The 26,440-nt window shown below is 57.6% G+C and carries 20 protein-coding genes and 1 pseudogene; 9 read left to right on the forward strand and 12 right to left on the reverse strand.

Annotation, left to right across the window (positions count from 1 at the left end):
• Window positions 1–36: 36 nt before the first annotated feature.
• Window positions 37–909, reverse strand: a complete 873-nt coding sequence (locus PMI18_RS16320) for a LysR family transcriptional regulator (protein ID WP_007900056.1) — start codon at window positions 907–909, stop codon at window positions 37–39.
• A 78-nt stretch (window positions 910–987) separates the two neighbouring features.
• On the opposite strand from PMI18_RS16320, the gene PMI18_RS16315 reads away from it, so the two are divergent.
• Window positions 988–1,935 (forward strand): DMT family transporter, encoded by a 948-nt coding sequence (locus PMI18_RS16315; protein WP_007900059.1) that lies wholly within the window; start codon window positions 988–990, stop codon window positions 1,933–1,935.
• 246 nt (window positions 1,936–2,181) lie between these two features.
• The gene (hppD, locus tag PMI18_RS16310; protein WP_007900065.1) at window positions 2,182–3,258 is read left to right on the forward strand and encodes a 4-hydroxyphenylpyruvate dioxygenase; all 1,077 of its coding nucleotides are present in this window, start codon (window positions 2,182–2,184) and stop codon (window positions 3,256–3,258) included.
• 169 nt (window positions 3,259–3,427) lie between these two features.
• On the opposite strand, the gene rarD is transcribed toward hppD, so the two are convergent.
• The 3 genes from rarD to PMI18_RS16295 form a co-directional block, all read right to left on the reverse strand.
• Window positions 3,428–4,315 carry an EamA family transporter RarD gene (rarD, locus tag PMI18_RS16305; RefSeq protein WP_007900067.1) on the reverse strand — a complete coding sequence of 296 codons (888 nt, stop codon included), beginning with the start codon at window positions 4,313–4,315 and terminating at the stop codon, window positions 3,428–3,430.
• A 347-nt stretch (window positions 4,316–4,662) separates the two neighbouring features.
• Window positions 4,663–5,676 (reverse strand): aldo/keto reductase, encoded by a 1,014-nt coding sequence (locus PMI18_RS16300; RefSeq protein ID WP_007900071.1) that lies wholly within the window; start codon window positions 5,674–5,676, stop codon window positions 4,663–4,665.
• A 232-nt stretch (window positions 5,677–5,908) separates the two neighbouring features.
• Entirely contained in the window at window positions 5,909–7,225 is a 1,317-nt protein-coding gene (locus PMI18_RS16295) for an MFS transporter (RefSeq protein WP_007900074.1), read from the reverse strand.
• 169 nt (window positions 7,226–7,394) lie between these two features.
• On the opposite strand from PMI18_RS16295, the gene PMI18_RS16290 reads away from it, so the two are divergent.
• From PMI18_RS16290 to PMI18_RS16275, 4 genes are all read left to right on the forward strand, one after another.
• Window positions 7,395–8,525, forward strand: a complete 1,131-nt coding sequence (locus PMI18_RS16290; protein WP_007900077.1) for a sugar diacid recognition domain-containing protein — start codon at window positions 7,395–7,397, stop codon at window positions 8,523–8,525.
• A gap of 139 nt (window positions 8,526–8,664) precedes the next feature.
• Window positions 8,665–9,807 (forward strand): glycerate kinase, encoded by a 1,143-nt coding sequence (locus PMI18_RS16285; protein WP_007900081.1) that lies wholly within the window; start codon window positions 8,665–8,667, stop codon window positions 9,805–9,807.
• 359 nt (window positions 9,808–10,166) lie between these two features.
• Window positions 10,167–11,792, forward strand: a complete 1,626-nt coding sequence (locus tag PMI18_RS16280) for a methyl-accepting chemotaxis protein (RefSeq protein WP_007900084.1) — start codon at window positions 10,167–10,169, stop codon at window positions 11,790–11,792.
• Window positions 11,793–11,832: 40 nt separating this feature from the next.
• On the forward strand, window positions 11,833–13,020 hold the full coding sequence (locus PMI18_RS16275; protein WP_007900086.1) for a pyridoxal phosphate-dependent aminotransferase: 1,188 nt from the start codon (window positions 11,833–11,835) through the stop codon (window positions 13,018–13,020).
• Between the two features lie 124 nt (window positions 13,021–13,144).
• Here the strand turns inward: PMI18_RS16275 and PMI18_RS16270 are convergent, their stop codons facing one another.
• The 5 genes from PMI18_RS16270 to PMI18_RS16250 all read right to left on the reverse strand — a co-directional run bounded on the left by PMI18_RS16270 (window position 13,145) and on the right by PMI18_RS16250 (window position 18,485).
• Complete coding sequence (locus PMI18_RS16270) at window positions 13,145–14,122, reverse strand: bifunctional glyoxylate/hydroxypyruvate reductase B (RefSeq protein ID WP_007900088.1); 978 nt, start codon at window positions 14,120–14,122, stop codon at window positions 13,145–13,147.
• 21 nt (window positions 14,123–14,143) lie between these two features.
• Window positions 14,144–15,430, reverse strand: a complete 1,287-nt coding sequence (locus PMI18_RS16265) for an MFS transporter (protein ID WP_007900090.1) — start codon at window positions 15,428–15,430, stop codon at window positions 14,144–14,146.
• 101 nt (window positions 15,431–15,531) lie between these two features.
• On the reverse strand, window positions 15,532–16,518 hold the full coding sequence (locus PMI18_RS16260) for a sugar kinase (RefSeq protein WP_007900093.1): 987 nt from the start codon (window positions 16,516–16,518) through the stop codon (window positions 15,532–15,534).
• Window positions 16,511–17,293, reverse strand: coding sequence for a sugar phosphate isomerase/epimerase family protein (locus tag PMI18_RS16255; protein ID WP_007900095.1), 783 nt, complete (start codon window positions 17,291–17,293; stop codon window positions 16,511–16,513). Before PMI18_RS16255 ends, PMI18_RS16260 begins: the two co-directional genes overlap by 8 nt.
• 166 nt (window positions 17,294–17,459) lie before the next feature.
• On the reverse strand, window positions 17,460–18,485 hold the full coding sequence (locus PMI18_RS16250; RefSeq protein ID WP_007900097.1) for a LacI family DNA-binding transcriptional regulator: 1,026 nt from the start codon (window positions 18,483–18,485) through the stop codon (window positions 17,460–17,462).
• Window positions 18,486–18,756: 271 nt separating this feature from the next.
• On the opposite strand from PMI18_RS16250, the gene PMI18_RS16245 reads away from it, so the two are divergent.
• The 3 genes from PMI18_RS16245 to PMI18_RS16235 all read left to right on the forward strand — a co-directional run bounded on the left by PMI18_RS16245 (window position 18,757) and on the right by PMI18_RS16235 (window position 24,640).
• Window positions 18,757–19,578, forward strand: a complete 822-nt coding sequence (locus PMI18_RS16245; RefSeq protein ID WP_007900102.1) for a hypothetical protein — start codon at window positions 18,757–18,759, stop codon at window positions 19,576–19,578.
• 212 nt (window positions 19,579–19,790) lie between these two features.
• Complete coding sequence (locus tag PMI18_RS16240) at window positions 19,791–21,845, forward strand: hypothetical protein (protein WP_007900104.1); 2,055 nt, start codon at window positions 19,791–19,793, stop codon at window positions 21,843–21,845.
• A 254-nt stretch (window positions 21,846–22,099) separates the two neighbouring features.
• Window positions 22,100–24,640, forward strand: a complete 2,541-nt coding sequence (locus PMI18_RS16235) for an autotransporter outer membrane beta-barrel domain-containing protein (RefSeq protein WP_007900106.1) — start codon at window positions 22,100–22,102, stop codon at window positions 24,638–24,640.
• 297 nt (window positions 24,641–24,937) lie between these two features.
• Here PMI18_RS16235 and PMI18_RS16230 read toward each other — a convergent pair whose 3' ends face one another.
• From PMI18_RS16230 to PMI18_RS16225, 3 genes and pseudogenes are all read right to left on the reverse strand, one after another.
• On the reverse strand, window positions 24,938–25,366 hold the full coding sequence (locus PMI18_RS16230; protein ID WP_007900109.1) for a hypothetical protein: 429 nt from the start codon (window positions 25,364–25,366) through the stop codon (window positions 24,938–24,940).
• Between the two features lie 242 nt (window positions 25,367–25,608).
• Window positions 25,609–25,779: pseudogene (locus PMI18_RS31535) on the reverse strand (AraC family transcriptional regulator); the annotation flags it as partial.
• Window positions 25,780–25,939: 160 nt separating this feature from the next.
• Window positions 25,940–26,431, reverse strand: coding sequence for a hypothetical protein (locus PMI18_RS16225; protein WP_007900111.1), 492 nt, complete (start codon window positions 26,429–26,431; stop codon window positions 25,940–25,942).
• Window positions 26,432–26,440 lie beyond the last annotated feature (9 nt).

Genomic DNA, 26,440 nt, shown 5'->3' on the forward strand with positions numbered 1-26,440 from the left:
TCAGCCATGATAGTTGGTCGTCGGCGCTTATGCTGCTCAACGATCATTCAAACTTGAGGCCAGTTTGATAAAGGCCAGCGTCGCAGGTGATGACTGACGCTGATCGAGCACCGCCAGCCCGACCTGGCGACTGATCGGTGGCGACAGCGGTTTTTTCACGTAGCGGCTGTCGTTGTCGTCAGGCAATGAGCCTTCGGCTACAACGGTCAGGGCATCGCCACGGCCTACGGTGTCCAGCGTGCTGAGCAACTGCGAGCAGCGATATCTTATGTTCGGTGTCAACCGCGCGGCATTAAATAGGCGCGACACCAGTTCCGAAGAGCCGGCTTCGGTCAGTACAAACGGGTCGTGGCATAAATCGCTCAAGCTCAAACTGTCGCGACCGGCCAGCGCATGGTCGGCCGGCAGCAGCGCGACCATCTGGTCCTCGATCAGCCTGAAAGTGTCGAAACGCTCCTGGGGCAACACCACGAAGCCGATATCGATACGCCGTTCTTCCAGCCACTGGATCACCTGGCGATCCGGCCCTTCGTCGATGTGAACCTCAATGCCCGGGTGTGCGGCGCGGTAGAACTGCAGGATCCTCGGTAGCAATTTGATCGATGAGGTCGGGCCGAACGAGCCGATGCGCAGGGTGCCGCGTTTCATCCCGCGAGCATCGGCCGCTTCCTGGCGCAACGTGTTGGCCAGCCCGAGCATCGCCCGAGCGCGCAGCAATAGCTGCTGGCCGATGTCACTCAGCTCGACCTGGGACTGATGCCGGCGCAGCAGTTCTACGCCCAGTTCCTGTTCCAGGGACTTGAGCGCGTGGGACACCGCGGATTGGGAAATCTCCAAACGATGTGCCGCCGCCGTGAAGCCGCGCAGTTCGGCCACCAGCGAGAAAATCTCGAGTTGCGTCAGGGTCATGAGTATTTACTCATTTTACGATGATCGGGCATTAGACGAATGATACGCCATGTGCCTGATTTCTGATGGTGGAGACTTATGACTGCGTGTGAACAGACCCTGGCGAATTCTTCGGATGTACCGGTTTATCTGAAGCTTGCCGCCGTCACCATGATTTGGGGCGGGACATTCGTCGCCGGGCGATTTCTGGCCGACAGCCTCAGTCCGTTGTTGGCCGCGAGCCTGCGGTTCTTGCTGGCGAGCGTGGCGTTGCTGCTGTTTTTATTGCTGGCGCGTGTGCCTTTGGTGCGTCCCAGCCCTCGGCAATGGCTGCAATTGGCGTTACTGGGATTCTTCGGAATTTTTTTCTACAACCTGTGCTTCTTTTACGGGCTGCACTACATCAACGCCTCACGGGCGTCCTTGATCGTGGCCTTGAATCCGGCCGTGATCGGCCTGGCGTCGTGGCTGCTGTTCAAGGAACGACTGAGCCGGGCGAAAGTGGCCGGTATTGCGATCTGCATAGCCGGAGCCAGTCTGGTGATTGTCAGTCGCAATCCGCAGTTACTGGCCGGCAACGCCGATGCTTGGATTGGCGATCTGTTGATCTTCGGTTGCGTACTCGGGTGGGGCATTTATTCGCTGTTCTCCAAAGGCCTGAATCAAACGCTGGGGCCGGTGCAGACAGTCACGTACTCGATTCTGCTGGGCACGCTGATGCTCTGGGTGACTAGCGCCGTGCGTGGTGAGCTGAGTGTCGCGGCGCTGGCCGAACTTGGTACGCAACAATGGTTGAGCCTGATGTACCTGGGCGTGCTGGGTTCGGCATTGGCCTATATTGGTTATTACGACGGTATCCGCAAAATCGGTGCAACGCGTTCGGGTGTGTTTATCGCCTTGAACCCGCTGACTGCCGTTCTGTTTGGCGCATTGTTGCTGGGTGAGCAATTGACACTGGTGATGTGCCTGGGCGGCGGGCTGATCCTGGCGGGGATTTTTCTGTGCAACAAACCGCTTGCGCACGCTACAAAAAGGGGGATTTTATAAGAAGGCGGACAAACTGATTTACGCTGTGTAGAATCGGTTTACGCATATAAGAATAATCGTCTTCTGGCAGCAGAAGCCTCGCCCGCAAGAGCCTTGGGTCGACAATGAAGAGTTTTGGGTTTCAATTGATCTACGGTGACTTCCTCGCCCGCAGCGTGCGGGGCATCTCCTGCGCGCCGCCCGCCGGTCTCAGCATTGCTAGCAACTAACGATCCGTTAATTGATAAGAAATGATGAGGCGCAAAAATGGCAGATTTATACGAAAACCCAATGGGCCTGTTGGGCTTTGAGTTCATCGAGTTCGCATCGCCGACACCTAACACCCTGGAGCCGATCTTCCAGATCATGGGCTTCACCAAGGTTGCGACCCACCGTTCCAAAGACGTGCACCTGTATCGCCAGGGCGCGATCAACCTGATCCTCAACAACGAACCCAACAGCGTGGCGTCGTACTTCGCGGCCGAGCACGGTCCGTCGGTGTGCGGCATGGCGTTCCGGGTCAAGGATTCGCAAAAGGCCTACAAGCGTGCCCTGGAACTCGGCGCCCAGCCGATCCACATCGAAACCGGTCCGATGGAGCTGCACCTGCCGGCGATCAAAGGCATTGGCGGCGCGCCGCTGTACCTGATCGACCGTTTCGGTGAAGGCAGCTCGATCTACGACATCGACTTCGTGTTCATCGAAGGCGTGGACCGCAATCCGGTCGGGGCCGGCCTGAAGATCATCGATCACCTGACCCACAACGTGTATCGCGGTCGCATGGCTTACTGGGCCAACTTCTACGAGAAACTGTTCAACTTCCGTGAAATCCGCTATTTCGACATCAAAGGCGAATACACCGGCCTGACCTCCAAAGCCATGACGGCGCCGGACGGCATGATCCGCATCCCGCTGAACGAAGAGTCGTCCAAGGGCGCCGGGCAGATCGAAGAGTTCCTGATGCAGTTCAACGGTGAGGGCATCCAGCACGTGGCCTTCCTCAGCGATGACCTGATCAAGACCTGGGATCACCTGAAAAGTATCGGCATGCGCTTCATGACGCCGCCGCCGGACACCTACTACGAAATGCTCGAAGGCCGTCTGCCGAACCACGGCGAGCCGGTCAACGAATTGCAAGCGCGGGGCATTTTGCTGGACGGTTCGTCCGAGTCGGGCGACAAGCGTCTGCTGTTGCAGATATTCTCGGAAACCCTGATGGGCCCGGTGTTCTTCGAATTCATCCAGCGTAAAGGCGACGATGGTTTCGGTGAAGGCAACTTCAAGGCGCTGTTCGAATCCATCGAACGTGATCAGGTTCGTCGGGGTGTGCTCTCCACCGATTAACCCGGTTCAGGCGTGAAAAAGCCCGGTCAGCAGCAATGCTCGCCGGGCTTTTTTTGGATCATGCAAAACCATTTTTGGATCATGCAAAAACCATTGTAGGAGCGAGGCTTGCCCGCGAAGGGGACCTTGAAGACGCTAAAAGCTTCGCGGGCAAGCCTCGCTCCTACCATTACATCGGCCGGCGCCGTTGCCGGACAAGGTGCTTGAACCCTTCAAACACCAACACCACCACCGCCAACCAGATCGGAATATAGGTCAGCCATTCACCGGCCTTGATACTTTCCCCCAGCAGCAACGCAACGCCGAGCAGTAGCACCGGCTCGACGTAACTCAACAACCCGAACAGGCTGAACGGCAGCAGCCGACTGGCAATGATGTAGACCACCAGCGCCGAAGCACTGATCACCCCGAGTATCGGGATCAACAGCGACAGCCACGGATGTTGATCAAACACGCCGAAACCTTGTTCGCCGCCCTGCACGAACCAGAACGCCACCGGCAGCATCAACGCCATGTCCAGCCAGAGCCCGCCGAGGTTGTCGGTGGCCAGGCGCTTGCGCACGATGAAATAAATCGGATAACCGACCACCACCAGCAAGGTCGCCCAGGAAAAACCGCCGACCTGATACAACTCGTTGAGCACGCCGAGGCTGGCGAAGAACACGGCTATTTTCTGCAGATAGGAAAGACGCTCGCCATAGGCGATTCGTCCGGTCAGGACCATGGACAGCGGCAACAGGAAATACCCCAGCGACACGTCGAGGCTATAGCCGTTGAGCGGCGCCCACATGAACAACCAGAGCTGCAGGCCCAGCAGCACTGCAGAGCCGATCAGTCCGACAAGCAATTTCGGCTTGCTGACCAGCCGTCGCACAATCTCGACCACGCGTTTCCATTCGCCGGACACCACCATGAACACTGTCATGCACGGCGCGGTCAGCAGCATCCGCCAACCGAAAATCTCTACGCCGCTCAAGGGGGAGAGCAACGAAGTGTAGTAATACATGACGGCAAACAGCACCGAGGCTGTGACCGATAAAGCGATACCTTTAGACAAACTGTCCTCGCGGGTTGAAGGTCAAACGGGGCGCGCAGGATACGTGGTTTTTGTGCTGAATATTGGGCGAGTGATCAATATTTACAACATCCTGGCTGATCCTCAACCAAAGCATAGTCAGCAGATCGACACTCAACCTGTGGGAGCAGGGTCATACACAATATTTGCGGTCGACGCAGAACCCTATGGGAGCGGGCTTGCTCGCGAAAGCGGCCTAACCGGCCAACATCAATGCTGAATGTGAAACCGTCTTCGTGAGCAAGCCCACTCCCACAATGACCGTGATCGCCAACAGATCTTGTGATCAACACAAAACCCTGTGGGAGCTGGCTTGCCTGCGATAAATCTCAAGCCGTATGCGGTTTACGCCCCGGCACAAAATGGCTCACGTCATTGAACCCCGGCGTCGACGCGTGCCCCGGTGTCACCAGCGAATCGATAAAGGCTTCATCTTCCGCTGTGATCTTCACCGCCTGCGCCTTGGTGTACGCGTCCCACTGTTCTTCGGTACGCGGGCCGACGATGGCTGAGGTGATGGCGCGATTGTTTAGCACCCAGGCAATCGCAAACTCGACGATGCCCACGCCACGGCCCTGAGTGTATTCCTGGATCTGCTGGGCAATGCGCAGGGACTCGACCCGCCATTCGGTTTCCAGAATTCGTTTGTCCTGACGGCCCGCACGGCTGTTGGCATCCGGTGTCACGTCGGGGGCGTACTTGCCGCTGAGCACACCACGCGCTAGCGGACTGTAGGGCACCACACCGAGGCCATAGTTTTGTGCAGCAGTGATCTGCTCGGTTTCCGCCTGACGATTGACGATGTTGTACAGCGGCTGGCTGATGACCGGTCTATCGACACCGAGTTTGTCAGCCACACGAATCACTTCAGCGATGCGCCAGCCACGGTAGTTCGACAGGCCCCAATAGCGGATCTTGCCCTGGCGGATCAAATCGCCAATGGCCGACACCGTGACCTCCAACGGCGTGTTGTGGTCTTCGCGGTGCAGGTAATAGATGTCCAGATAATCGGTGCCCAACCGCGTCAGGCTGGCGTCGATGCCGTTGAACAGATGCTTGCGGCTCAGGCCACTGCGGTTCGGCACGCCATCCACCGGGCCGAAACCGACTTTGGTCGCCAGCACCCATTCGTGGCGGTTGCTGGCAATCGCTTCACCGACGATCTCTTCGGAGCGGCCGTTGGTGTAGACGTCCGCGGTGTCGATGAAATTGATGCCCTGGTCCCAAGCCTTGTCGATGATCCGCAGGGAATCTTCGGTGCTGGTCTGTTCGCCGAACATCATGGTGCCCAATGTGAGGGTCGACACCTGTAAACCCGAATGACCCAGCGTGCGATAGCTCATGACGAAATCCTTTTACCGGTCAGAAAGCCCTAATCAAATACCAGAACCGTGACTGGGAGCAATCGGAATTATCAGGCCTGACTACCTGTGGCGAGGGGGCTTGCCCCCGTTGGGGCGCGAAGCGGCCCCGGTATTTCAGATTTAAACCGCATGTGACGGGTTTACGACTGCTTCGCAGCCGAACGGGGGCAAGCCCCCTCGCCACAAAAGTATCTGTGCATGCGCGTGAGCGTTAAACCTTACCCCGCAACGTGCGCGTCATGCGCAGCGCCAGCAAACTCCCACACACAATCACACCCGCCAGCAGATACAGCGCCGCATCGGTCGACCCGGTGCTGTCCTTGACCCAACCCACCAGGTACGGGCTAAGGAAACCCGCCATCTGCCCCATGGAGTTGATCAACGCCAACCCACCGGCGGCCGCCCCCGCGCTAAGCATGGCAGTCGGCACAGGCCAGAACATTGGCAGGCCGGTGAGGGCGCCCATGGTGGCGAGGGTCAGGCCGAGGATGGCGATGGCCGGGTGGGTGGCGAAGTTCACCGCGATCAGCAAGCCCACCGCGCCCATCAGCATCGGCACCACCAAGTGCCAGCGACGTTCTTTGCGCAGGTCCGCCGAGCGACCGACCATCAACATGAACACCGCCGCCAGCAGGTACGGAATCGCACTGAGCCAACCAATCACCAGGTTATCGCTGAAACCGAGGTTCTTGATGATCGACGGCAACCAGAAGTTGATCGCGTAGACGCCGCTCTGAATGCAGAAATAAATCAGGCCGAAGGCCCAGATCGCCGGGTTCTTGAACACCGCCAACAGGGAATCAGTGGCGGTTTTCGGTTTGCTGGCCAGGTCTTGCGCGTGATCGGCCTCAAGCACCGAACGCTCGTAAGGGGTCAGCCACTTGGCGTTGGCGTAACTGTCGCTGAGCAGGAAGTAGGCGAGGGCGCCGAGAATAACGGTCGGAATGCCTTGCAGCAGGAACATCCACTGCCAGCCGGCCAAACCAGCCTGGCCTGCGCCGAAGTGGTTGAGGATCCAGCCGGAAAACGGGCTGCCGAGCAGGCCGGACACCGGGATCGCCGACATGAACAGCGCCATGATGCGGCCACGACGGAACGTCGGGAACCATTGCGAGAGGTAAAGCACCACGCCCGGGAAGAACCCGGCTTCGGCGGCACCGGTAAACAGGCGCAACGTGTAGAACTCGGTCGGGGTGGTGACGAACAACAGGCAGGTCGAGAGCGTGCCCCAAGTGATCATCATCAGCGCGATCCAGCGTCGCGGGCCGAATTTGGTCAGGGCCAGGTTGCTCGGTACGCCGCAGAGTACATAGCCGATGAAGAAGATCCCGGCACCGAGGCCATACACGGTTTCGCTGAATTTCAGTGCGTCGAGCATCTGCAGTTTGGCAAACCCCACGTTCACCCGGTCGAGGTAGTTGAACAGGTAGCAGATGAAAATGAAGGGGATCAAACGCAGGGTAATGCGTTTGTAGACGGCATTTTTGTCGTCAGCGTTGGCCAGGGTAGCTGTGGCGCTCTGTGACATGGCGGGCTCTCTCTTTATTATGATTTTTTGCGGCGCAAGGGTAACGTTGGTCGCCCGGTGAGTCTCGGCCACCCCTTGGGTGATTGTCTTTGTGCTTGAGCACAGGGTTTGCAACCAAGGCCTGTGCGGGTGAACAACCCGTTCCATCACGTTTTCAAGGAATCGCGCTATGTTCGAACTCGATCACGACCTGGCCCAGGACATCGTCGACCGGGCGATGGCCATCCTGCCGTACAACGTCAACGTCATGGACAGTCAGGGGCTGATTCTCGGCAGCGGCGAGCCGGAGCGTATCAACACCCGCCACGAAGGCGCGCAACTGGTGCTGGCCAACGGGCGCGTGGTGGAGATCGACGCGCAAACGGCGATTCACCTCAAAGGCGTACAACCGGGGATCAACCTGCCGCTGTTGCTCGATCAGCGTTTGATTGGGGTGCTGGGCATCACCGGCGAACCCGAGCAATTGCGCACTTACGCCGAACTGGTGCGAATGACCGCCGAGATGCTGGTGGGCCAGCGCAATCAGCAGGCCGAGCAGCAATGGCGGCGCCAGCGTTGCGACGACCTGCTGGCGCTGCTACTCAGCGAGGCGGGGGATTCGCCGCGGTTGCTGGACGAAGCGCAGCAACTGGGACTCAAACCGCAGTTGACGCGGGTGCCGTACCTGTTCGAATTGGGCATGGAACACGGCCCGGGCCAGACCGTCGAAGCGCTCAGCGCCTGGCTGATGTCACGTTATCCGGACAGTTGGTGCGTAAGCTCGGCCAAGTCTTCGTTGCTGTGGTGCCGACCGGCGACGCCTGCGATCGAGAACGATCGGTTGCTGGAAAAGCTCGATGGTCTCGGCTGGAACATTTTGCGCATTGCCGTGGGTGGGCAGGCCGATGGATTGTCGGGGCTGCGCCGTTGCTATCGTCGAGTCGGTGATTTGCTGGCCTATGGACGCGATGTGTTGCCGCATTCGCGCCTGCTGACGCTGAATCGTTATCGGTTGCCGGTGATGCTCTGGCGGCACCGCAACGATGATGCGCTGGATGAACTGCTGCGGCCGCTGCGCAAAGTCATCGCCAAGGATGGCAACGGCCAACTGTTGGCGACCCTGCGCAGTTGGTGCGAACACGACGGCCAGAGCCAGGCCTGCGCCGAGGCGTTGGGTATTCATCGCAACAGTCTGCGTTACCGCATGGAAAGGATTGCCGAACTCAGCGGCGTCGACCCGCTGAAGCTGGATGGAATGCTCGCGCTGTACCTTGGCGTTCAGCTCCTGCCCCAAACCGAACTCCCAACCGCAATCCCGTAGCACCGTAGCAGCTGCCGAGAGGTGTGTGCTGAGGGTTTTGTGAGAATGAACAATAATCCTCTTGACCGCTTGTGCAGCGGACCGGCGTTATTGTTGATGGCGGCTGGCAGCATGGACGCATCGGAACTGGAGAATTCGCATGAAAATCGTCATTGCCCCCGATTCATTCAAGGACAGCCTGAGTGCCCAAGGTGTGGCCGAGGCCATTGCGCTGGGGTTGGCGGACGTCTGGCCGGATGCACACTTGATCAAGTGCCCGATGGCTGATGGCGGGGAAGGCACGGTCGAATCGATTCTGGCCGCCTGCGACGGCGAACTGTGCCGTACCCATGTTCGCGGGCCGCTGGGTGCCACGGTCGAGGCCGCGTGGGGCTGGTTGCCACAGAGCCACACCGCGATCATCGAAATGGCCGAAGCCAGTGGCCTGCAACTGGTTGCGCCGAACCTGCGCGATGCCTGCACCAGCAGCACCTACGGCACCGGTGAGTTGATCCGCGCTGCACTGGATGCCGGTGCACAACGGGTGATCCTGGCGATTGGCGGCAGCGCCACCAACGACGGCGGCGCCGGGGCGATGCAGGCTTTGGGGGTGAAACTGCTGGACGCTCGGGACCAAATCCTGGTGCCGGGTGGTCTGGCCTTGGCGCAATTGGCCCGCCTCGATCTGAGTGAGATCGATCCGCGTCTGGCCAAGGTGCGCTTCGACATCGCCGCCGACGTCAATAACCCGCTGTGCGGCCCTCATGGCGCCTCAGCGATTTTCGGCCCGCAGAAAGGTGCATCGCCCGAACAAGTCGAGCAACTGGACCAGGCCCTGGGGCGCTTTGCCGAACTCTGCGCGCAAGCCCTGGACAAAGACGTGCGCGACGAACCGGGCAGCGGCGCGGCGGGCGGCCTGGGGTTTGCTGCCAAGGCGTTTCTCGGTGCGCAATTTCAGGCCGGGGTGGAAGTGGTCGCTGAACTGGTCGGGCTGGCCGAGGCGGTCAAGGGCGCCGATCTGGTGATCACGGGCGAAGGTCGTTTCGATGCCCAGACCCTGCGCGGCAAAACCCCGTTTGGCGTGGCGCGCATCGCACGCCAGCACGGCGTGCCGGTCATCGTCATCGCCGGCACCTTGGGCGAGGGGTATCAGGCGCTGTACGAGCATGGCATCGATGCCGCCTTTGCGTTGGCAAGCGGCCCGATGACACTGGAGCAGGCCTGCGCCGAGGCGCCGCGTTTGTTGCGCGAGCGCGCCCGTGATATTGCGCGGGTGTGGCGGGTGGCGGCCCGTAAGGCCTGACTCAATCCCCAGTAGAAAAAATCCCTGTGGCGAGGGAGCTTGCTCCCGTTCGGTTGCGCAGCAGCCGTAAATTCTCTGGGGCCGCTACGCAGCCCAGCGGGAGCAAGCTCCCTCGCCACAAAAGCTATTGCGCAAAGCCGATCTCCGCGCAGCATCTGTTTCACCGCTGAAACACTCCTGCCGCCCTCGAAAAATATTTCTCCAACCCCTGCAAAAAACCTCAACCCCGGCCGATACAGCTAACAGGCGCACACAAACCAATTACAACAGTGGCGCCAAACTGAAAGGTGCGCGCCATCGCCCACCCGAACAGTGATCCCCGCAAGGATGCTCGCCGCCTCAATTACCGAGATCATCCTATGTCACTGCGTAATCTGAAAATCGCGCCTCGAGCTTTCCTGGGTTTCGCCTTCATAGCCTTGCTGGTCATTGTGCTGGGTGTGTTTGCCGTGAACCGCATGTCGATCATTCGCCAAGCCTCTGTCGATATGGAAATGACACAGTTACCCAGTATCGGGTTTCTGGGTAACGTGACAGAAAACGTCCTGCGGCTGCGGATTCTCTCCTTCCGCGTACTGGTCAACCGTGATCCGGCGGCGTTGCAGGAAGCCCAGACCCGCATCGGCGTGCTCGTCGACAAGGTGCGCAGCGCCCAAGCCAGTTATGCCGCTTTGCCGGCCAGCCCTGAAGAAGCCGCGCTGTACAAAACTTTCGCGACAACCCTCGACAACTACATGCAGGCCCAGAGCCAAATGCTGGAGCTGTCGCGACAGAACAAACTGGATGAGATGCGTGCCCTGATCAACACGCGGATCAAGGAGGGCACCGATCAGATGGGCGAGCAGCTGAACAAACTGGTAGCGCTCAACGCCGCCGATGCCAAAGCCGCGTCGGCCAAGGCGGGCGAGCACTACAGCGAAGCCTTTATCGGCATCGTGACGGTGGCGGTGATGGCTTCGTTGCTGACCGTGCTGCTGGCCTGGCTGTTGACCCGCAGCATCCTCACACCGCTGAACCGTGCGGTGCTCGCGGCCGAAACCATTGCCGGCGGCAACCTGAGCAAGGTCATCGAAGTCGACGGCAACGACGAACCGGCGCGTTTGCTTGGCGCCTTGTCCGCCATGCAGACCAACCTGCGCAAAACCATCGAACAGATCGCCGGCTCCGCGACGCAACTGGGCGCCGCCGCTGAAGAGCTCAGCACTGTGACGCAAGAAGCGTCCCGTGGCCTGCAACAGCAAAACAACGAAATCGAACAGGCCGCCACCGCCGTCAACGAAATGACCGCCGCCGTGGAAGAAGTGGCGCGCAATGCGGTATCGACCTCCGAAGCGTCGAACCAGTCGACTCAGGCCGCTCGTGAAGGTCGTGATCGAGTGGTGGAAACCGTCGACGCGATCCAGACCATGACCCATGACGTGCAGAACACGGCGTTGATGATCGAGGGCCTGGCCGCTCAGGGCCGTGACATCGGCAAAGTGCTGGACGTGATTCGTGCCATTGCCGAGCAGACCAACCTGCTGGCCCTCAACGCCGCGATTGAAGCGGCCCGTGCCGGTGAGGCCGGACGTGGCTTTGCGGTGGTGGCGGACGAGGTCCGGGCGTTGGCCCATCGCACTGCGCAGTCGACCCAGGAAATCGAGAAAATGGTCGCCGGTATCCAGAACGGCACCGGCGAAGCGGTCTCGTCGATGCAGCAAAGCAATCAGCGCACCCAAAGCACCCTGGAAATGGCCCGTGCGGCGGGTGTCGCCCTGGAGCAGATCACTTCATCGATTCACCTGATCAACGAGCGCAACCTGGTGATCGCCAGCGCCTCGGAAGAACAGGCTCAGGTGTCCCGTGAAGTCGACCGCAATCTGGTGAACATTCGCGACTTGGCCACCCAGTCTGCCGCCGGTGCTAACCAGACCAGCGCCGCCACCCATGAATTGTCGCGATTGGCGGTTGATTTGAACGCGATGGTGGCGCGTTTCGTGATTTGAGATAGGGTTGAAACTGGAACTCGCGCGTTAGGAGAAGTACATGCGCTATTCAGCCTTGACCCAACGAATCGATGGTGACGGAGCGGCAGCCTGGAAGATTCATGATCGAGCGCTGGAATTGCGCGAGCAGGGCGTCGACGTGCTGCTGCTGTCGGTCGGCGACCCGGACTTCGACACGCCGCTGCCGATCGTCCACGCCGCTATCGATAGCCTGTTGGCCGGCGACACCCATTACTCGGATGTACGCGGCACCCGCACACTGCGCAGCAGCATCGCCAGTCGGCATCAGCGGCGCAGCGGTCAGGAGGTGGATGCCGACCATGTGATCGTGCTGCCCGGTGCGCAGTGCGCGGTGTATTCGGTTGCCCAATGCCTGCTCGACCCTGGCGACGAAGTGATCGTTGCCGAACCGATGTACGTGACCTATGAAGGTGTGTTCGGCGCCTGCGGGGCCAGCGTGGTGCCGGTGGCGGTGCGTCCGGAAAATGGCTTTCGGGTTGAACCGGCGGATGTCGCGGCGCTGATCACCCCGAAAACCCGCGTCATCCTGCTCAACAGCCCGAACAACCCCTCCGGTGCCAGTCTGTCGTTGAAGAGCTGGCAGGCGCTGTCGGCGCTGTGCGTGCGGCATGACCTCTGGCTGATCAGCGACGAGGTCTACAGCGACCTGTTGTATGAGGGCGAGCACATCAGCCCGGCCAGTCTGCCGGGTATGGCCGAGCGCACGGCGACCCTCAACAGTTTGTCCAAATCCCATGCCATGAGTGGCTGGCGGGTGGGCTGGATGATCGGCCCCAAAGCATTGGCTGAACACTTGATGCATCTGTCGCTGTGCATGCTGTTCGGGATTCCGGATTTCGTCCAGAAAGCCGCGCAAGTGGCGCTTGATAAAGATTTGCCGGAAGTGGCGCTGATGCGTGAGGAATATCGCCAGCGTCGCGATCTGGTGTGCGCGAGGCTGAGCGGTTGCCCGGGTATCCAGCCGATCAAACCCGATGGCGGGATGTTCGTGATGGTCGATGTGCGCCAGACCGGGCTCGGCGCGCAAGATTTTGCCGAGCGACTGCTTGAAGTGTATGGCGTGTCGGTGCTGGCCGGCGAAGCCTTCGGGCCTAGCGCGGCGGGGCATATTCGCATTGGCCTGGTGGTGGATCAGGCGAGGCTGGCGGATGCCTGTCAGCGGATTGCGTCGTGTGCGGCGGAGTTGCTGCAGGTGCGGCGGGCCTGATTGAGTCCGATCGTTCCCACGCTCCGCGTGGGAATGCTGCCATGGACGCTCTGCGTCCGGTTCGGATGTGACGCGGAGCGTCACGGGATGCATTCCCACGCGGAGCGTGGGAACGATCAATCCCTTAACCCTTCCAGGCCCGCCCATTCACCAAATTAGCCGGTCGTTCCCCAGCCAAAGCCGCCAACATATTCTCCACCGCACACCGGGCCATCGCCTCCCGCGTCTCATGCGTCGCCGACCCAATATGAGGCGTCGCCACCACGTTATTCAACTGCAACAACGGCGAGTCATGTCCCAATGGCTCACGCTCGAACACATCCAGCCCCGCCGCGCGAATCCGCTTCTGCTGCAACGCCTCGATCAGCGCTGGCTCATTCACCACCTTACCCCGGGAAATGTTGATGAAAATCGTGTCGGGACGCATCAGGGCGAACTGTTCGGCGCCGATCAACCCTTCGGTTTCAGCGGTCAGCGGCAACGTCAGGCAAACGAAATCGGCCTGCTGCAGCAATTCGCTCAGGCTGCAATATTGCGCGTTGAATCGCTGCTCCACCGCCGGTTTCGGTGAATGGCTGTGATACAGAACCGGCATGCCAAAACCGAAATGCCCGCGCTGCGCCAACGCTTCGCCGATTCGCCCCATGCCAATGATACCCAGCGTCTTGCCGTGCACATCGCTGCCGAAATGCGCCGGGCCGATGTTGCGGTTCCACTGGCCGGCACGCACCATGTTCGCCAGTTCCACCACCCGCCGCGCGGTGGCCAGGATTAGCGCGAAACCGGTGTCGGCGGTGGTTTCGGTCAACACGTCCGGTGTGTTGCTGAGCAGAATCCGCCGTTCGGTCAGGTAGTCGATGTCATAGTTGTCGACGCCGACGGACACGCTGGCAATGGCTTCCAGGTTCGGGGCCAGATCCAGTAACCCGGCGTCCAGTTTGAGACTGGCGCCGAGCAACCCTTGGGCACGGGGCAGGGCCCGGCGCAGTTGCGCCAGGCCCTCGGCGTCGAGGCTGTCGATCAGCGTCACCTCGGTGTGCTCATGCAAGCGAGCCATCAGCAGCGGCGAGAGTTTCTTGTACAGCACAACCTGCTTTTTCATCGTCGTCATCTCTACATCAAATCAAGAATGAGCCGCCACCGCCCGGCTCACAGCGACCCGGTCACTGGCGCCGGGCTTGAGGAAAATCGTCAGCACCACCGACAGCAGCAACGCGCCGCTCATCAGCAAATACGAGGCACCGGGCGATCCGGTGGAGCTGTTCAGGTAACCGACCAGATAAGAGCCGCCAAACGAACCGAGCGCGCCCATGCTGTTGATCAACGCCATGGCGCCGCCGGCAACGTTGGCTGGGAGGATTTCCGGGACGATGGCGAAAAACGGCCCGTACGGCGCGTACATGCAGGCGCCGGCAATCACCAATAGCGTGTAGGACCACCAGAAGTGTTCCGCGCCCAAGGCATAGGAGCCATAGAACGCAATCGAGGCGATCAGCAGCGGCGGCCAGACGAAGCGTTTGCGCTTTTGCAGTTTGTCCGAGCCCCAGGACACCAGCAGCATCGCGATCACTGCGGCCAGGTAGGGCAACGCCGACAGCCAACCGGCTTCGATCATGTCCATTTTCGCCCCAGCCTTGAGGATCGACGGCAGCCACAGCACGAAACCGTAGACGCCGATGCTCCAGCAGAAAAACTGCAAGGCGAGGATGATCACTTTTGGCGAGCGGAAGGCTTCGGCGTAGTTTTTCACCGCTTTGATGCCGACCTGTTCGGCGGCCAGGGCGCTTTCCAGGTCGTGCTTTTCCTGGTCGCTCAGCCACTTGGCCTGAGCCGGACGATCATCGGCCAGACGCCACCAGATAAACGCCCACAGCACCGCCGGCAGGCCTTCGATGATGAACATCCAGCGCCAGCTGAAATGCTCGATCAGGTAGCCCGACACTACCGACATCCAGAGCATGGTCACCGGGTTGCCGAGGATCAGGAAAGTGTTGGCGCGCGAGCGTTCGGCGCGGGTGAACCAATGGCACAGGTACACCAGCATCGCCGGCATCACCGCGGCTTCGACCACCCCGAGCATGAAGCGAATCACGATCAGCCAGTAGGCGTTGGAGACGATCCCGGTCAAGGTTGCCAGGCCACCCCAGAGGATAAGGCTGACGAAAATCAGCTTCTTGACGCTGTGCTTCTGGGCGTAGATCGCGCCCGGAATCTGGAAGAAGAAATAGCCGAGGAAGAACAGCGCGCCGAGCAGGGACGACAGCCCGGGGGTAATCATCAGGTCCGCCGCCATTCCGGAGGCGGCGGCGAACCCATAGTTGGCGCGGTCCAGATACGCCAGGCTGTAGGTGATGAACACGATCGGCATGATGTACCACCAGCGGCGGGTGGCCAGTGTTGCGGTTTTCATAGTGATGCTCCTGAGCTTGTTGTTTTTGTCGCAGCAGGTAACGGTTTTGAATCAGTTTTTTGCGGTGACTGTTATGGCCTCTTCGCGGGCAAGCCTCGCTCCTACGGGATTGCGCAAGACCTGTAGGAGCGAGGCTTGCCCGCGAAGGCGGCCTCAAATTCAGCATCCATTTCGGCTCGGTCGGGCAACCCCTCCATATCCCCACGGCTCTGCACCGCGCGGCTACCAATCCAGTTGGCACGCTGCACCGCTTGGGCAACGCTGTGGTTTTCCAGCAGGGCGCTGATCAGGCCGACGGCAAACCCGTCACCGGCACCGACCGTATCGACCACCGTTTCCACCGGCACGCCTGCAACGAAACCTTCATCCAGATGGGTTCGGTAATACGCACCGGCCGGCCCGAGCTTGATCGCTACGGCTTCAGCGCCCTGGTCGAGATAAAACGCCGCGATGTCGGCGGGGTCTTCGAAACTGGTCAGCAAACGCCCTTCGCTCAAACCCGGCAGCACCCAATGGGCGAGGGCGGCCAGACGGTTGATCTCGCGGATCATCTGTTGCTCGCTGGTCCACAGACTCGGGCGCAGGTTGGGGTCAAACGACACGCTGCGCCCGGCATTACGCATGCGGGTCATCAGCTCGAAAGACATTTCCCGGACCGCTTCCGACAGCGCCGGGGGAATGCCCGTGGCGTGCAAGTGCCGAGCCTCGAGCAGTTGCGGGGCAATGGATTGCACGGACAAATGACTGGCGGCCGAGCCACGGCGGAAATACTCGACAGCCGGATCGCTGCCATCGTCAGTGCGGGACTTGAGTTGAAACCCGGTGGGGTGCGCCGGGTCGATGTCGACATGGCTGCAATCCAGGCCTTGTTTTTCCAGCGTATCGATCACGAACCGACCCAAAGAGTCAGCACCCACCCGGCTCAGCCAGGCGACGTTAAAACCCAACCGCGACAAGCCAATGGCGACATTACTGTCGGCCCCGGCAATGCGCTTGTGGAAGTGGTCGACGTCAGCCAGTTCACCGTTCTGCTCAGCGACGAACATCGCCATGGTTTCGCCGAACGACAGAATATCGATCTCAGACATGAGCAGGCTCCTGGCGGGGTTGACCGAGGCGGGCGAGGACGGCGACATGCTCGGAGGTCAACTCCACCAGGTCATCGCCTTGCAGTGGATACTCCGCCGCGCGCATCACGCCCTGGGGCATGTGCCGCAGCAGTTGCCCCCATAGATGCAGGTCGCTGGCGGCCGGTGGCACCGCCACCAACTTGCCGTCGGCCCGGCGCGCCACCGCTTTGCAGTGCACGTAACCGACGTGTCGGCCGAGCAACCGCGCGGCACTGGCGGCGGACTGGTCCTGCCATTGCCAGTTGCCGATATCGAAGGTCATTTTGATCGGCAGGTTGTGCTGCTCCACTTCGGCGAAGAAACGCTGGAAGGGTTCGATTCGGCCGCCGTGCAAGGTCTGGTCGTTTTCCACCAGCAGCTGCACCGGGCTCTGTTGCAACTGCAGCGCCAGTGTTTGCAGATCGTTGTTGTCGGTGAAATAGCCCAGGGAGACTTTCAACCATTTGGCGCCGAATGCCTCGGCGCGCTTCAGGGTCGGGAGCAGTTCAGGATTGGGGGCCGACTGCCCGGCCAACCATAATTCCATCGGTGAGGAATAGATGCTTTCGAGCCCCAGGGCTTGGCTGGCGTCGGCCAGTTGCGTGGGGTTTTCAAGGGTCAGCAACTCTTCGCGCCATTCGATGCGCGTGGCACCGGCGGCGGCCAACACGCCGATAAACGAGCCCTGACCGCGTTCACGAACAAGGTCGGCGCCGTAGCTGGAAAGGCTGATGGAAACGGGTGGTTTATTCATTGTTCTACACCTCTGAAACCGGTTTCATTTTTGGTCAAAAAAATATTGATGTGAGTTGTGGGGTGGTCTTTGGGGCCTCTTCGCGGGCAAGCCTCGCTCCTACGGGTTTTGTGAACGCCACAGACCCCTGTAGGAGCGAGGCTTGCCCGCGATGGGGCTCGAACATTCACCGAAGATTCCCCAGGGTTGACCCCCGAACAATCAACCGCGCCGGAAAATCCAACGTCCGCACCGGCCCATCATCCCCACGCAGTCGCTTGAGCAAACATTCAAACGCACTCGCACCAATCTGCGCCGTCGGCTGGGCCAGCGCGGTAATCCCGCTCCCTACCAACGGATACCAATCCAGATCATCCAGGGCAATCAGCCCGACATCCCCGAACAGATTGCACTTCAACTCACGCAACGCATGAGTGCTGGCCAGCGCGGCAATACCGTTGGCGCAAAACAGCGCCTTCGGGCCAGGGCCGGGAGTTTGCAGAAAGGTTTTCAAACGAGCGGTCAGATCGCCGCCAGTTTCAACCACCGCCCCCGAGAGCGCCGGACGCTGCTCGATCTGCGCCTTGAAACTGCTGACCCGCTCGATCCGCGAACTGGTGCCGTCATACGGCTCGGTCACCAACAGCACATCGCGATAACCGCGTTCTTCAAGGTGGGCAACCGCCATCTCGACAGCGGCCGGATTGTCCAATCCCACCAGATCGCTATCGAGCTGCTCGACCTTGCGATCCACCAGCACCATGGGCATTTCCTGATGCAACTCGCGCAGCTCATCGCGGTGATGGCCGAGGGTGTTCACGATCAAACCTTCGATGTTGTATGAGCGCAGCAACGCCAGGTGCTGGCGCTCCTGCTCATCATCGCGATCGGTGTTGCACACCACCAGGCTGTAACCGTGCTGACGGCAGGCGGTTTCCACCCCGTGCATCACGGCAATCGAATAAGGGTTACGGATATCGGCCACCAGCATGCCGATCAGACGCGTGCGCCCACGTTTCAGCCCGCGGGCCATCTGGTTCGGGCGATAGCCCAATTCGCTGATCGCCTGCTCGATGCGCAAGGCAATGGCATCGGAGAGCAGGGCGCGGTCGTCGCCAATGAAGCGCGAGACGCTGGCCTTGGAGACGCCCGCGTGTTCGGCGACGTCGAGCATGGTCACGCGGCTGCGTTGGGCGGCGGAGAAGTCGTTCATGTTGGGCGACCTTGTTATTGGAATTATCAGGAGTCCAGTAATGTAAGCCTGAAACCGGTTTCATGAAGCACCAAATGCAAGGCCTGCGTCAAGTCGTCGCAGGATGATGCCAACCTGAACTGCCGTCGCAATCCGACGAACGGCATTTATACCTGTCAGATCTGACAGTAGCCAATAAGAACACCCTCGGCGCCTAATCGATATCAAAGGACTGTGTGTTTTCAAGAGCGTGGGCATTAGCAACTTGTGCCATTCACTGAGGAATTTCCAGATGTCTATGGGCACTCAATCGACTGAAGAAAAATTTTCGCCCACGGCAAGCGAAGCATTGGCGGTTGAGATCACCGTGGATGGCGTTCCAGATCCTGACGGCCTCATCCCTCTGCCGATTCTGACTAGCGGCACCATTGCCCGAATACGACGCTGGGCTGAAACGTCGTTTGATGACCATCTCGAAGTGTTTTGGCTTCAGGATGGCAGGGAGGAACTCCTGTTTGAGGACCGGTACCCGACGGGAATCGTTCCGCTGGAGATTGAAGTACCGATCCCGGCATCACGGATGGCCATGAATGGCATTGCATTGCTTTATTACATTGTGACTGCGTTCGGGATGCCCGATCCATCGCCGCGCAAACAATTGATTATCGATCACACCCAAGGACCTGAAGAGATACTTGTGAAGGCCATTTTTACCAATTTGACGGGAAATGGGTACTACAATTGCTCAACTTTTCCACCCTTGACATCGGGCATTGTAATAATTATTCCAGCGCAGCCATTATCTCGTCCAGATGATCAATTTTCCCTTCGCTTACAAGGTTATCGAACACTTAACGGGTCCCCTGGGGAAGATGGAAAAGACATAGTGTCAGAGGCAGTGGATACATTTGCCAGAGACTTGAATGCTAAGGAAATTGCAGAAGGGTTTACTGAACTTGTGCCTTTTTTTCCGTGCATAGCGCCATTGCTCTATGACGACTCAATTACGGCGATCTATACCATTGCCAGGGGAGGGCGAATAATTGGAAGGTCTCAAACCGCTCTGGCAAGGATAGATAGAGGTATTCCTGGCGACTCACCTTGTTACTCGTAAACAGTTTGTAGATGTTTCATTAGTGTGTCTGTTGCCAAGATTTAATGAGTATATAGCAAAGCACCATGAGCAATAAGCAAAGGGAAGATTTTCATATTTGCTGATTCAGTCTGTGTTTTAACATTGCTTTCGCAGGAGAGCGGGCAAGTAGCTGTCGGGCTGATGGAGCAGGTCAAGCCATTTGGCTTAATGCGTAAAAGGAGAGCGTTAAAATGACTGCTAAAGAAAATACGGAAAATGATGATGAACGCAAAACGACTCGAACTGGGCTTTTTGCCGATCCGCCGGAAATTGTCGGCCAGATTGCCGGCGACGGCAGAATCCTGTTGGCAGAGTTGAATAAGCCCGCTATCAAAGTGACGTTAACTGAACTCAAAGACGGATTGTTTGGCGGCGGCATAGCAATGGTCATGGGGAATAAAGCTGGGCAACCTGAAAAAGAACTCGGAAAGATCAATATACCAGACGACTTTACAGACTTCTTTCCCGTTGATATCAATGTGCTAAATAGTCTGATTCCAGATGACCCGGATATTCCGGGTCCAACGGAATATTACTGTCGCTTCCATATCATCGATGGGCTTGGCATTGAAGACTCCTCGCCCCCTATTACATTCTTTGTCGACAAGAATGCACCCTATTATGTAAAGAAACCCTTCAGCAGAACGCCGCCGCCTTTCGCGATTTTTTTCAATCTGAATGTGGCTGGAGGGGAGGTGATTAATGAAGCCTGGGCCACTGCCAACCCTGGGGGGCTAGTGGTTCGCGTTGCAATAAACTACCCCAACCGTCAGGCCAATGATGAAATTACTTTTTGTATCGCTAATAGATCGGGCACGACCACAACCATGCCCGTCTTTTACCGCGGTCAGGTTACAGCTTCGGCGGATCCGCTTTTTGGAGAGTTCACTATTCCCCTCGTTGAGCTGAGGAAGCTTCCAAACGGAGGCTTGTTCCATCGCTATATGTGGCATGACGCGCCGAAAAACCCATCGCAGGACTCTGTTATCGCTGGCGCCCCCACGTTGCCGATCGCATTTCTGCCTCCCCCGGTGCTTAAGCCGCTCAGAGTTCCGGCGGCCGGCCCGGGTCATACGGAGGCCATCAGTCTTGGTACCTTTTTGCCTATTGGCACAGAGATCTTTGTCGAGATCGACTATCCAGATAACGGGGATCCGAAAGACCTTATAACCGTGACAGTCAAGGGAGACAAAGAGGTAGTGCTAGGTAGTGAAGAATTAGGCACTCTTCCCGGTCCGTTCAAAATGAAACTTACCTACGACATTCTGGATGAAGTGACGCAAGGTGCTACGGGGGAGAAGACCGTAGAAATCGCTTACACGTTGAAACGTGGCGCAGATGCTGCAATCCCATATCCAGCAACGACAATATTTGTCAATTTTGTATTTCCGGGGATACCTCCTGATCTGTTGCCCGAACTGGACAACGATAATCTGCTCCCGGTCGAAGTTCGCGGACGCGCGGGTGGTGGCGACCCGAACCATCTGACAACGCTGGACATTAATCAGCCAATACGCTTCACCGCTACAAGGTGGGCAGGTGCGCCGAATCTAATAATGGATGCACTAATCACTTTCTACTGGGACGACAAGCCAGTAGGAACGAAGGAAATGAAAAATGCTGATGCAGCAGTCTTTATAGATGTTGAATACTCATTGATCTCGCCTACGGTGGGAAGCACCGAGTCTTATTACACCATTGAATACCCTGGTAATCCCAACATCATGCGGCAGTTGCCCAGGACCGACGTACTGGTCGAGACATTCGAGATCGCTCTGGATCCGCATAAAGGTCCATTTATTGTGCTGGGTGCCAAGCGGTATATCACCTGCAAAACAATGGTGCCTCGAACTGAAGACGCAGGGGTTACGACTGTACCTCCGCTCAAAGTGTCGGCGCCTGGCGGCCATCGCGATCTTCCGCCAGGAAGACAGGTCACCATGAGAATGCTGGGCTGGAAAGAGGAAACGGCCGCAACCCCGATCACCGGCGCGACTTTCACCGACGCTAAAAACATGCCAGTAGGAGGAGCCGATCTTGACTTCGATTTGCCTTACAGCCTTTTCAAGCTGATTCAGCAGGAGACACCAGAAGGTTCTCCAGTCACCTTCTATTTTGCGCAGATTTGGTACGAGATAGTGCTGGGTGGAACAACGTTCACATCACCTGAAGAGATGCATCCTGTAAGGGTGCGTAATAGCAGTCTTGAGTACTGTGACGACTTGGGGGCGGGCAGTGACGGTTAATTAGCGGTTGGGCACCCAATCAATATGACTGACAAGGTTTATGTTGGTTGGGTGTGATTTTGCCTACGGATTTTTGCGATGAAGGCCACCAGAGATGAGTGTTCTGGAGACTTGTCCGTCGATATATGAAGATTAGTCCTACAGAGAAGTAACGGTTTCGCCTGTAGTCTTCGGCGCGCTTTCCATATTTATTGTCCGACGCTGGATTCGAGCTATTTCTTCTTTGGCGCTGGATATTACTAAGGGCTACTCGCATGCGTACCACGCCATCTTTCAAATTCGACATCTTGGGTAATAAATGGGGGATTCCTTCCTTCACGCTGCTGATGTTGTCTGTCTCTGCCACTCACGCCGGTGTTCTGAATCCAGGGCAAAGCCAGACGATTGATAGCACCACTCCGTTTGAATCCTGGACGTTGAACCCAGGCTCCGAGCTGATTGCCAATGATGCACTCACTGGTGATATCGGAGCGGTAGGGGCGACGCTCGTGGTCAATGGGGGAAGCAATCAACAGATTGGTCTTGAACGACTGTCGGTCATGAACATGGTCGGGGGGACTGTTGAAAATACGTCGGGTTCCGGCGCGGCGATCCGCCTTGCCAGTAGCAGTGCGCAGATCACCAACAGCACAGTGACGAGCAATGCTACAGGCCTGTTATTGACACGTAACATTCAGGATCAATCCGGCTCCAGCGTGAAGTTGGTTAACAGCACCGTGACGGCTTCCAGTGTGGGTGCGCAGGTCAACGGTCTTGGTGTGCTCGATTTGATTGACAGTACCATCAACGCTACTGGTGCGACGTCGGACGGTGTCAGACTCCTGAATGGATCACTCTCGGCGATAAATAGCTCTATCAGCGGAGGAGACGCTGGTTTGCGCATCGGGAGCGAACCCGCTCGCGGGGAAGTTTCAACGGTAGTCCTGGATAACTCACGGATTGAAGGTCGAACTGGCCCTGCGATCTCTACCAGCTTGTTGAATTTGCAAGGCGCAAAGGCCAGCATTTATGTACTGAACGGTTCCACGTTGGTGGCAGGTAACGGCAACATATTTGAGATTAACAATGGGGCAACGGTCGGGCTCACCGTTGATCGCAGTTCACTTGTGGGTAATGTGGTGGTCGACTCCGGCAGCACAGCCAGCACCCGTTTTCAAAATGGCGCCTCACTGACCGGTAATTTGCAAAACGTCGTTCAGGTCACACTCGATACTCAAAGCATTATGACCGGTGATGTACTAGCACAAGCCGGCAGTGGTGCTGCGGTAATGATCGACAATGGCGCTGTACTCAAAGGTAATGTGAACAAGGTCCTCAGTCTTTCGCTGGATCATGGTGGCAGCATGACTGGTGATGTCATGACTGATATCGCTGGCACGGTCGTGCTGGACAATGGATCCACGCTAACTGGCCGAATTGATAATTCAACGGCTGTTCAAATCAGCAATGCTGGCCAGTGGGTGACCACAGGTAACAGCTCGGTGCAAAACCTGGCGCTTGAAGCCGGCGTTGTTCGCCTGGGGGATAAAGATGCTTTCCACCAACTTGATGTGGAGAATCTGTCGGGCAAGGGCATCTTCATCATGCACGCCGACGTGGATATCGACCGTACCGATTTCCTGAATGTCACGAAGAGTGCCAGTGGTGAGCACACCCTTCAGGTGACGGCGAGTGGCACCAATCCGGCGAGTCCCGATGTGGTGAAGATCGGTAACATCGCTGGCGGCGATGCGAGCTTTGCCTTGAGTGGTCTGGTCGATGCAGGCTCACGCACTTATGGCTTGTTGAGGGAGGGTGAGGGATTGTTCCTTCAACCCAATCAGACTGTCAGTACGTCCACCAATGCGGTGCTGGCTATTGCAGGCAGCGCGCCGAGCATCTTGTATGGGGAAATGACCACACTCAACAGTCGCCTGGGTGATCGCCGTCTTGGTAGTGGTGGTGAAGATACATCGACCATGGCACGAAGCGATGCCTCGGTGAAAAACCTGAGCAACAGCGTATGGATGCGTACCTACGGCAACCAGTACAACGTTGCCAACGCCTACGGTGGCGGTTACACCCAGAACCAACAAGGTTTCGCGCTGGGTGCCGATACTCAAGCGCAACTCGGTGGTCAGCAATGGCTAATCGGGGCGTTCGTGGGATCGGGGCGTACCGACATAGACCTCAAAAACGGTTCCACGGCAACGGTGGACAGCCTCAATGCGGGTATCTATGGCACGTTGCTCGACATAGCCAGTGGCATGTATGTGGACGTGGTGGGCAAGGTCAACCAGTTTGACAACAAGGCCAAGGTCACGATGAGTGACGGCACCCGCAGCAAAGGTAACTATAAAAATCTGGGAGTCAGTGCAACGGTGGAAGTGGGCAAACACATTCGTTTTGATAACGGTAACTTTATTGAACCGTTTGCTCAGGTGGGTCTTGCGGCAGTCGAGGGCAAACAATACCGGATGGATAATGACCTGGAGGTTGATGCGGATGCGGCGCGCTCACTGTTGGGTAAAGTGGGGATGACCGTGGGCCGTGAGATCGCTCTGGATAACGGCAGCAAGCTACAACCAAGAGTGCGAATGGCAATAGGACACGAATTTGTAAAAAGTAATGATGTGCAGGTTAATGATGATGACTTTAACAGTGACCCTTCCAGTACCAGCCTTGAATATACAGTGGGAATGAACTGGATCCCGGCGCAGAAAAACTGGCAGGTCTATGGCGAATTGGGGGGTAGTAAAGGTAATACTATCGATCAGAACTGGAGCGGTAGTGTGGGCTTAAGCTATAACTTTTAATCGCGGCTTTCAGCTGCCGAAACTAAAACACCCCGACTAATCTCAGGGTGGTTTTTTGTGGTGCGCCCAGCATGGGCGCAATCTTGTTGGTGAAAGTCCCGCCGTGAGCAGACCGAAGCGAACGAAGTGAAGCGCAACTGCATGAGGGTGACCGAGTGTGGGGAGCAAGCGTGAATCGAAGCCGTGATGGGACTGGTGCGGCTCTAATAACCTCAATCTCTCGAACCGCCCGGTGCGGACCCGCATGCCAGGGGAGCGGCCTATGAAGGCCGCCCCTATGCCGATTGTTGTGGTGAGTCATGGAAGCAACATGTCGAAGCTGCCATCAACCTCTAGTTTTGTATCGTGATTGTCATCCTCGACTGTGACGTCGAACGTAGCGGCCACGGAGGTGGGCTCGCTAGATTCGAAGAGCGTGATAGAACCTGAAATCCCTACATAGACGACGTTGTTTTCGCTACGGGCATCGATGTACTCGAAATGCACCTGAAAGTTAGTATCGGCCAATGAGTAAGTTTTGTATTCCAAAGCTTTCGGAAGAACTATCCGAATTTCCCTATAACTTAAATCCACTTCGCGCTGAGTGGCTGAAAAAACAAGATGTTTATCAAATGGTGGTGGGAAGTCAGCGTCCTTTACTTCCCTTTGATTAGCTTCGAAGAAGGCTTCATTAATGGTGCCGATAAAATACGGTGCCACGGGCTTTAGTTGGGCATTTGTTCTCATAATATAATCCTCTATGCAAGTGTGAGGTATCCAAAGGCCTGATCGGGACCCTGCTTATGGATAAGCTATCAGAGCTGATTACATTGTGGCTGTAAACTGTCATACCTGATAGTTTACAGCCACCTTGAAGTGTGATCCTTTTACGCTATTTTGATGGGGTGTTAACAAACAGCTTGCCGACCCGATTTCATATGGCAGAGAGTTCGGTGATCAGTGCCCCAGCCCATGTCGACCCTAATAACAGCCAGTTGAGCGAGACCGATGCCCTGTTGAGCGTGAGCATGCAGATAATCGCGGGCTTTTTGCGCTACCCGCGGCAGATGTGAGTCTACGCCATACCGGGCGCGCCAGTGCAGATGACAGGTCAGGCGTTTGAGCAGATCGTCGAGCGCAGTTTGGCGGATGATCTTTAGGACCGCTACAGGTTAACTTCGCAGAAGGGGGGGATGTCTAGAAGGCCTGTGCCAGGCGTAGAGGACATTGTCGCAAAGGAGCGAGTGCACGTTATTAGGCCTCGACGACCTGTGAGGCCTGATAACAAGGTCTTGCCCCTAGTTGATAGGGGCTTCGGGTTCAACGGATGACAACATCAAATCCCGAGACATCAAATTCGCCCTTCAGATCAAACCGTACGGCCGGTTGTCCTGCACGTTGAATCGTGCAGTCGATCATCTTGCCTTGGAGAGAGCCTGACTGAATGTCGAATTCGAGTTTCACTTTACCTGCGATGGCGTTGTAACTTTCCGCAATGCCGCCGCCTTCACTGGTTCGGATTAATCGTGTGTATGACAGCCGAACTTTGGCGGTGTCACCACCCAGGTCATATTCGCCTCCAGACAAGTGTTCATCGAACGTCAGGGCCATCAGCGTTCTGACCTTATTCTCTTCTGCAGTACTTCCATTCAGAATCCATCGGTTTGGGTAGATCTCTTCACCTGGAGCGTCGAGCCACAGTCTCACTGTTATGGCTTTAAAGTGGGTGAATTCACTGTTGGTTAGCGTTGCGGAAAACGTGCCGGTGGTTTCTTTCGGTTGATTGTTCGGAGGCAGGGTAAGCTTTTTCATGATCGATCC

This window comes from Pseudomonas sp. GM102 (assembly GCF_000282555.1).
Lineage (GTDB): Bacteria > Pseudomonadota > Gammaproteobacteria > Pseudomonadales > Pseudomonadaceae > Aquipseudomonas.

What these genes read in the sequence shown, in the direction of transcription:
- PMI18_RS16255 (WP_007900095.1), bottom strand. Translation starts at nt 17,293, where the DNA reads ATGAATAAACCACCCGTTTCCATCAGCCTTTCCAGCTACGGCGCCGAC.
- PMI18_RS16285 (WP_007900081.1), top strand. Translation starts at nt 8,665, where the DNA reads ATGAAAATCGTCATTGCCCCCGATTCATTCAAGGACAGCCTGAGTGCC.
- PMI18_RS16250 (WP_007900097.1), bottom strand. Translation starts at nt 18,485, where the DNA reads ATGAACGACTTCTCCGCCGCCCAACGCAGCCGCGTGACCATGCTCGAC.
- PMI18_RS16275 (WP_007900086.1), top strand. Translation starts at nt 11,833, where the DNA reads ATGCGCTATTCAGCCTTGACCCAACGAATCGATGGTGACGGAGCGGCA.
- PMI18_RS16235 (WP_007900106.1), top strand. Translation starts at nt 22,100, where the DNA reads ATGCGTACCACGCCATCTTTCAAATTCGACATCTTGGGTAATAAATGG.
- PMI18_RS16320 (WP_007900056.1), bottom strand. Translation starts at nt 909, where the DNA reads ATGACCCTGACGCAACTCGAGATTTTCTCGCTGGTGGCCGAACTGCGC.
- PMI18_RS16230 (WP_007900109.1), bottom strand. Translation starts at nt 25,366, where the DNA reads ATGAGAACAAATGCCCAACTAAAGCCCGTGGCACCGTATTTTATCGGC.
- PMI18_RS16225 (WP_007900111.1), bottom strand. Translation starts at nt 26,431, where the DNA reads ATGAAAAAGCTTACCCTGCCTCCGAACAATCAACCGAAAGAAACCACC.
- PMI18_RS16245 (WP_007900102.1), top strand. Translation starts at nt 18,757, where the DNA reads ATGTCTATGGGCACTCAATCGACTGAAGAAAAATTTTCGCCCACGGCA.
- PMI18_RS16295 (WP_007900074.1), bottom strand. Translation starts at nt 7,225, where the DNA reads ATGTCACAGAGCGCCACAGCTACCCTGGCCAACGCTGACGACAAAAAT.
- PMI18_RS16270 (WP_007900088.1), bottom strand. Translation starts at nt 14,122, where the DNA reads ATGAAAAAGCAGGTTGTGCTGTACAAGAAACTCTCGCCGCTGCTGATG.
- PMI18_RS16290 (WP_007900077.1), top strand. Translation starts at nt 7,395, where the DNA reads ATGTTCGAACTCGATCACGACCTGGCCCAGGACATCGTCGACCGGGCG.
- PMI18_RS16260 (WP_007900093.1), bottom strand. Translation starts at nt 16,518, where the DNA reads ATGTCTGAGATCGATATTCTGTCGTTCGGCGAAACCATGGCGATGTTC.
- PMI18_RS16240 (WP_007900104.1), top strand. Translation starts at nt 19,791, where the DNA reads ATGACTGCTAAAGAAAATACGGAAAATGATGATGAACGCAAAACGACT.
- PMI18_RS16280 (WP_007900084.1), top strand. Translation starts at nt 10,167, where the DNA reads ATGTCACTGCGTAATCTGAAAATCGCGCCTCGAGCTTTCCTGGGTTTC.
- hppD (WP_007900065.1), top strand. Translation starts at nt 2,182, where the DNA reads ATGGCAGATTTATACGAAAACCCAATGGGCCTGTTGGGCTTTGAGTTC.
- PMI18_RS16315 (WP_007900059.1), top strand. Translation starts at nt 988, where the DNA reads ATGACTGCGTGTGAACAGACCCTGGCGAATTCTTCGGATGTACCGGTT.
- PMI18_RS16300 (WP_007900071.1), bottom strand. Translation starts at nt 5,676, where the DNA reads ATGAGCTATCGCACGCTGGGTCATTCGGGTTTACAGGTGTCGACCCTC.
- PMI18_RS16265 (WP_007900090.1), bottom strand. Translation starts at nt 15,430, where the DNA reads ATGAAAACCGCAACACTGGCCACCCGCCGCTGGTGGTACATCATGCCG.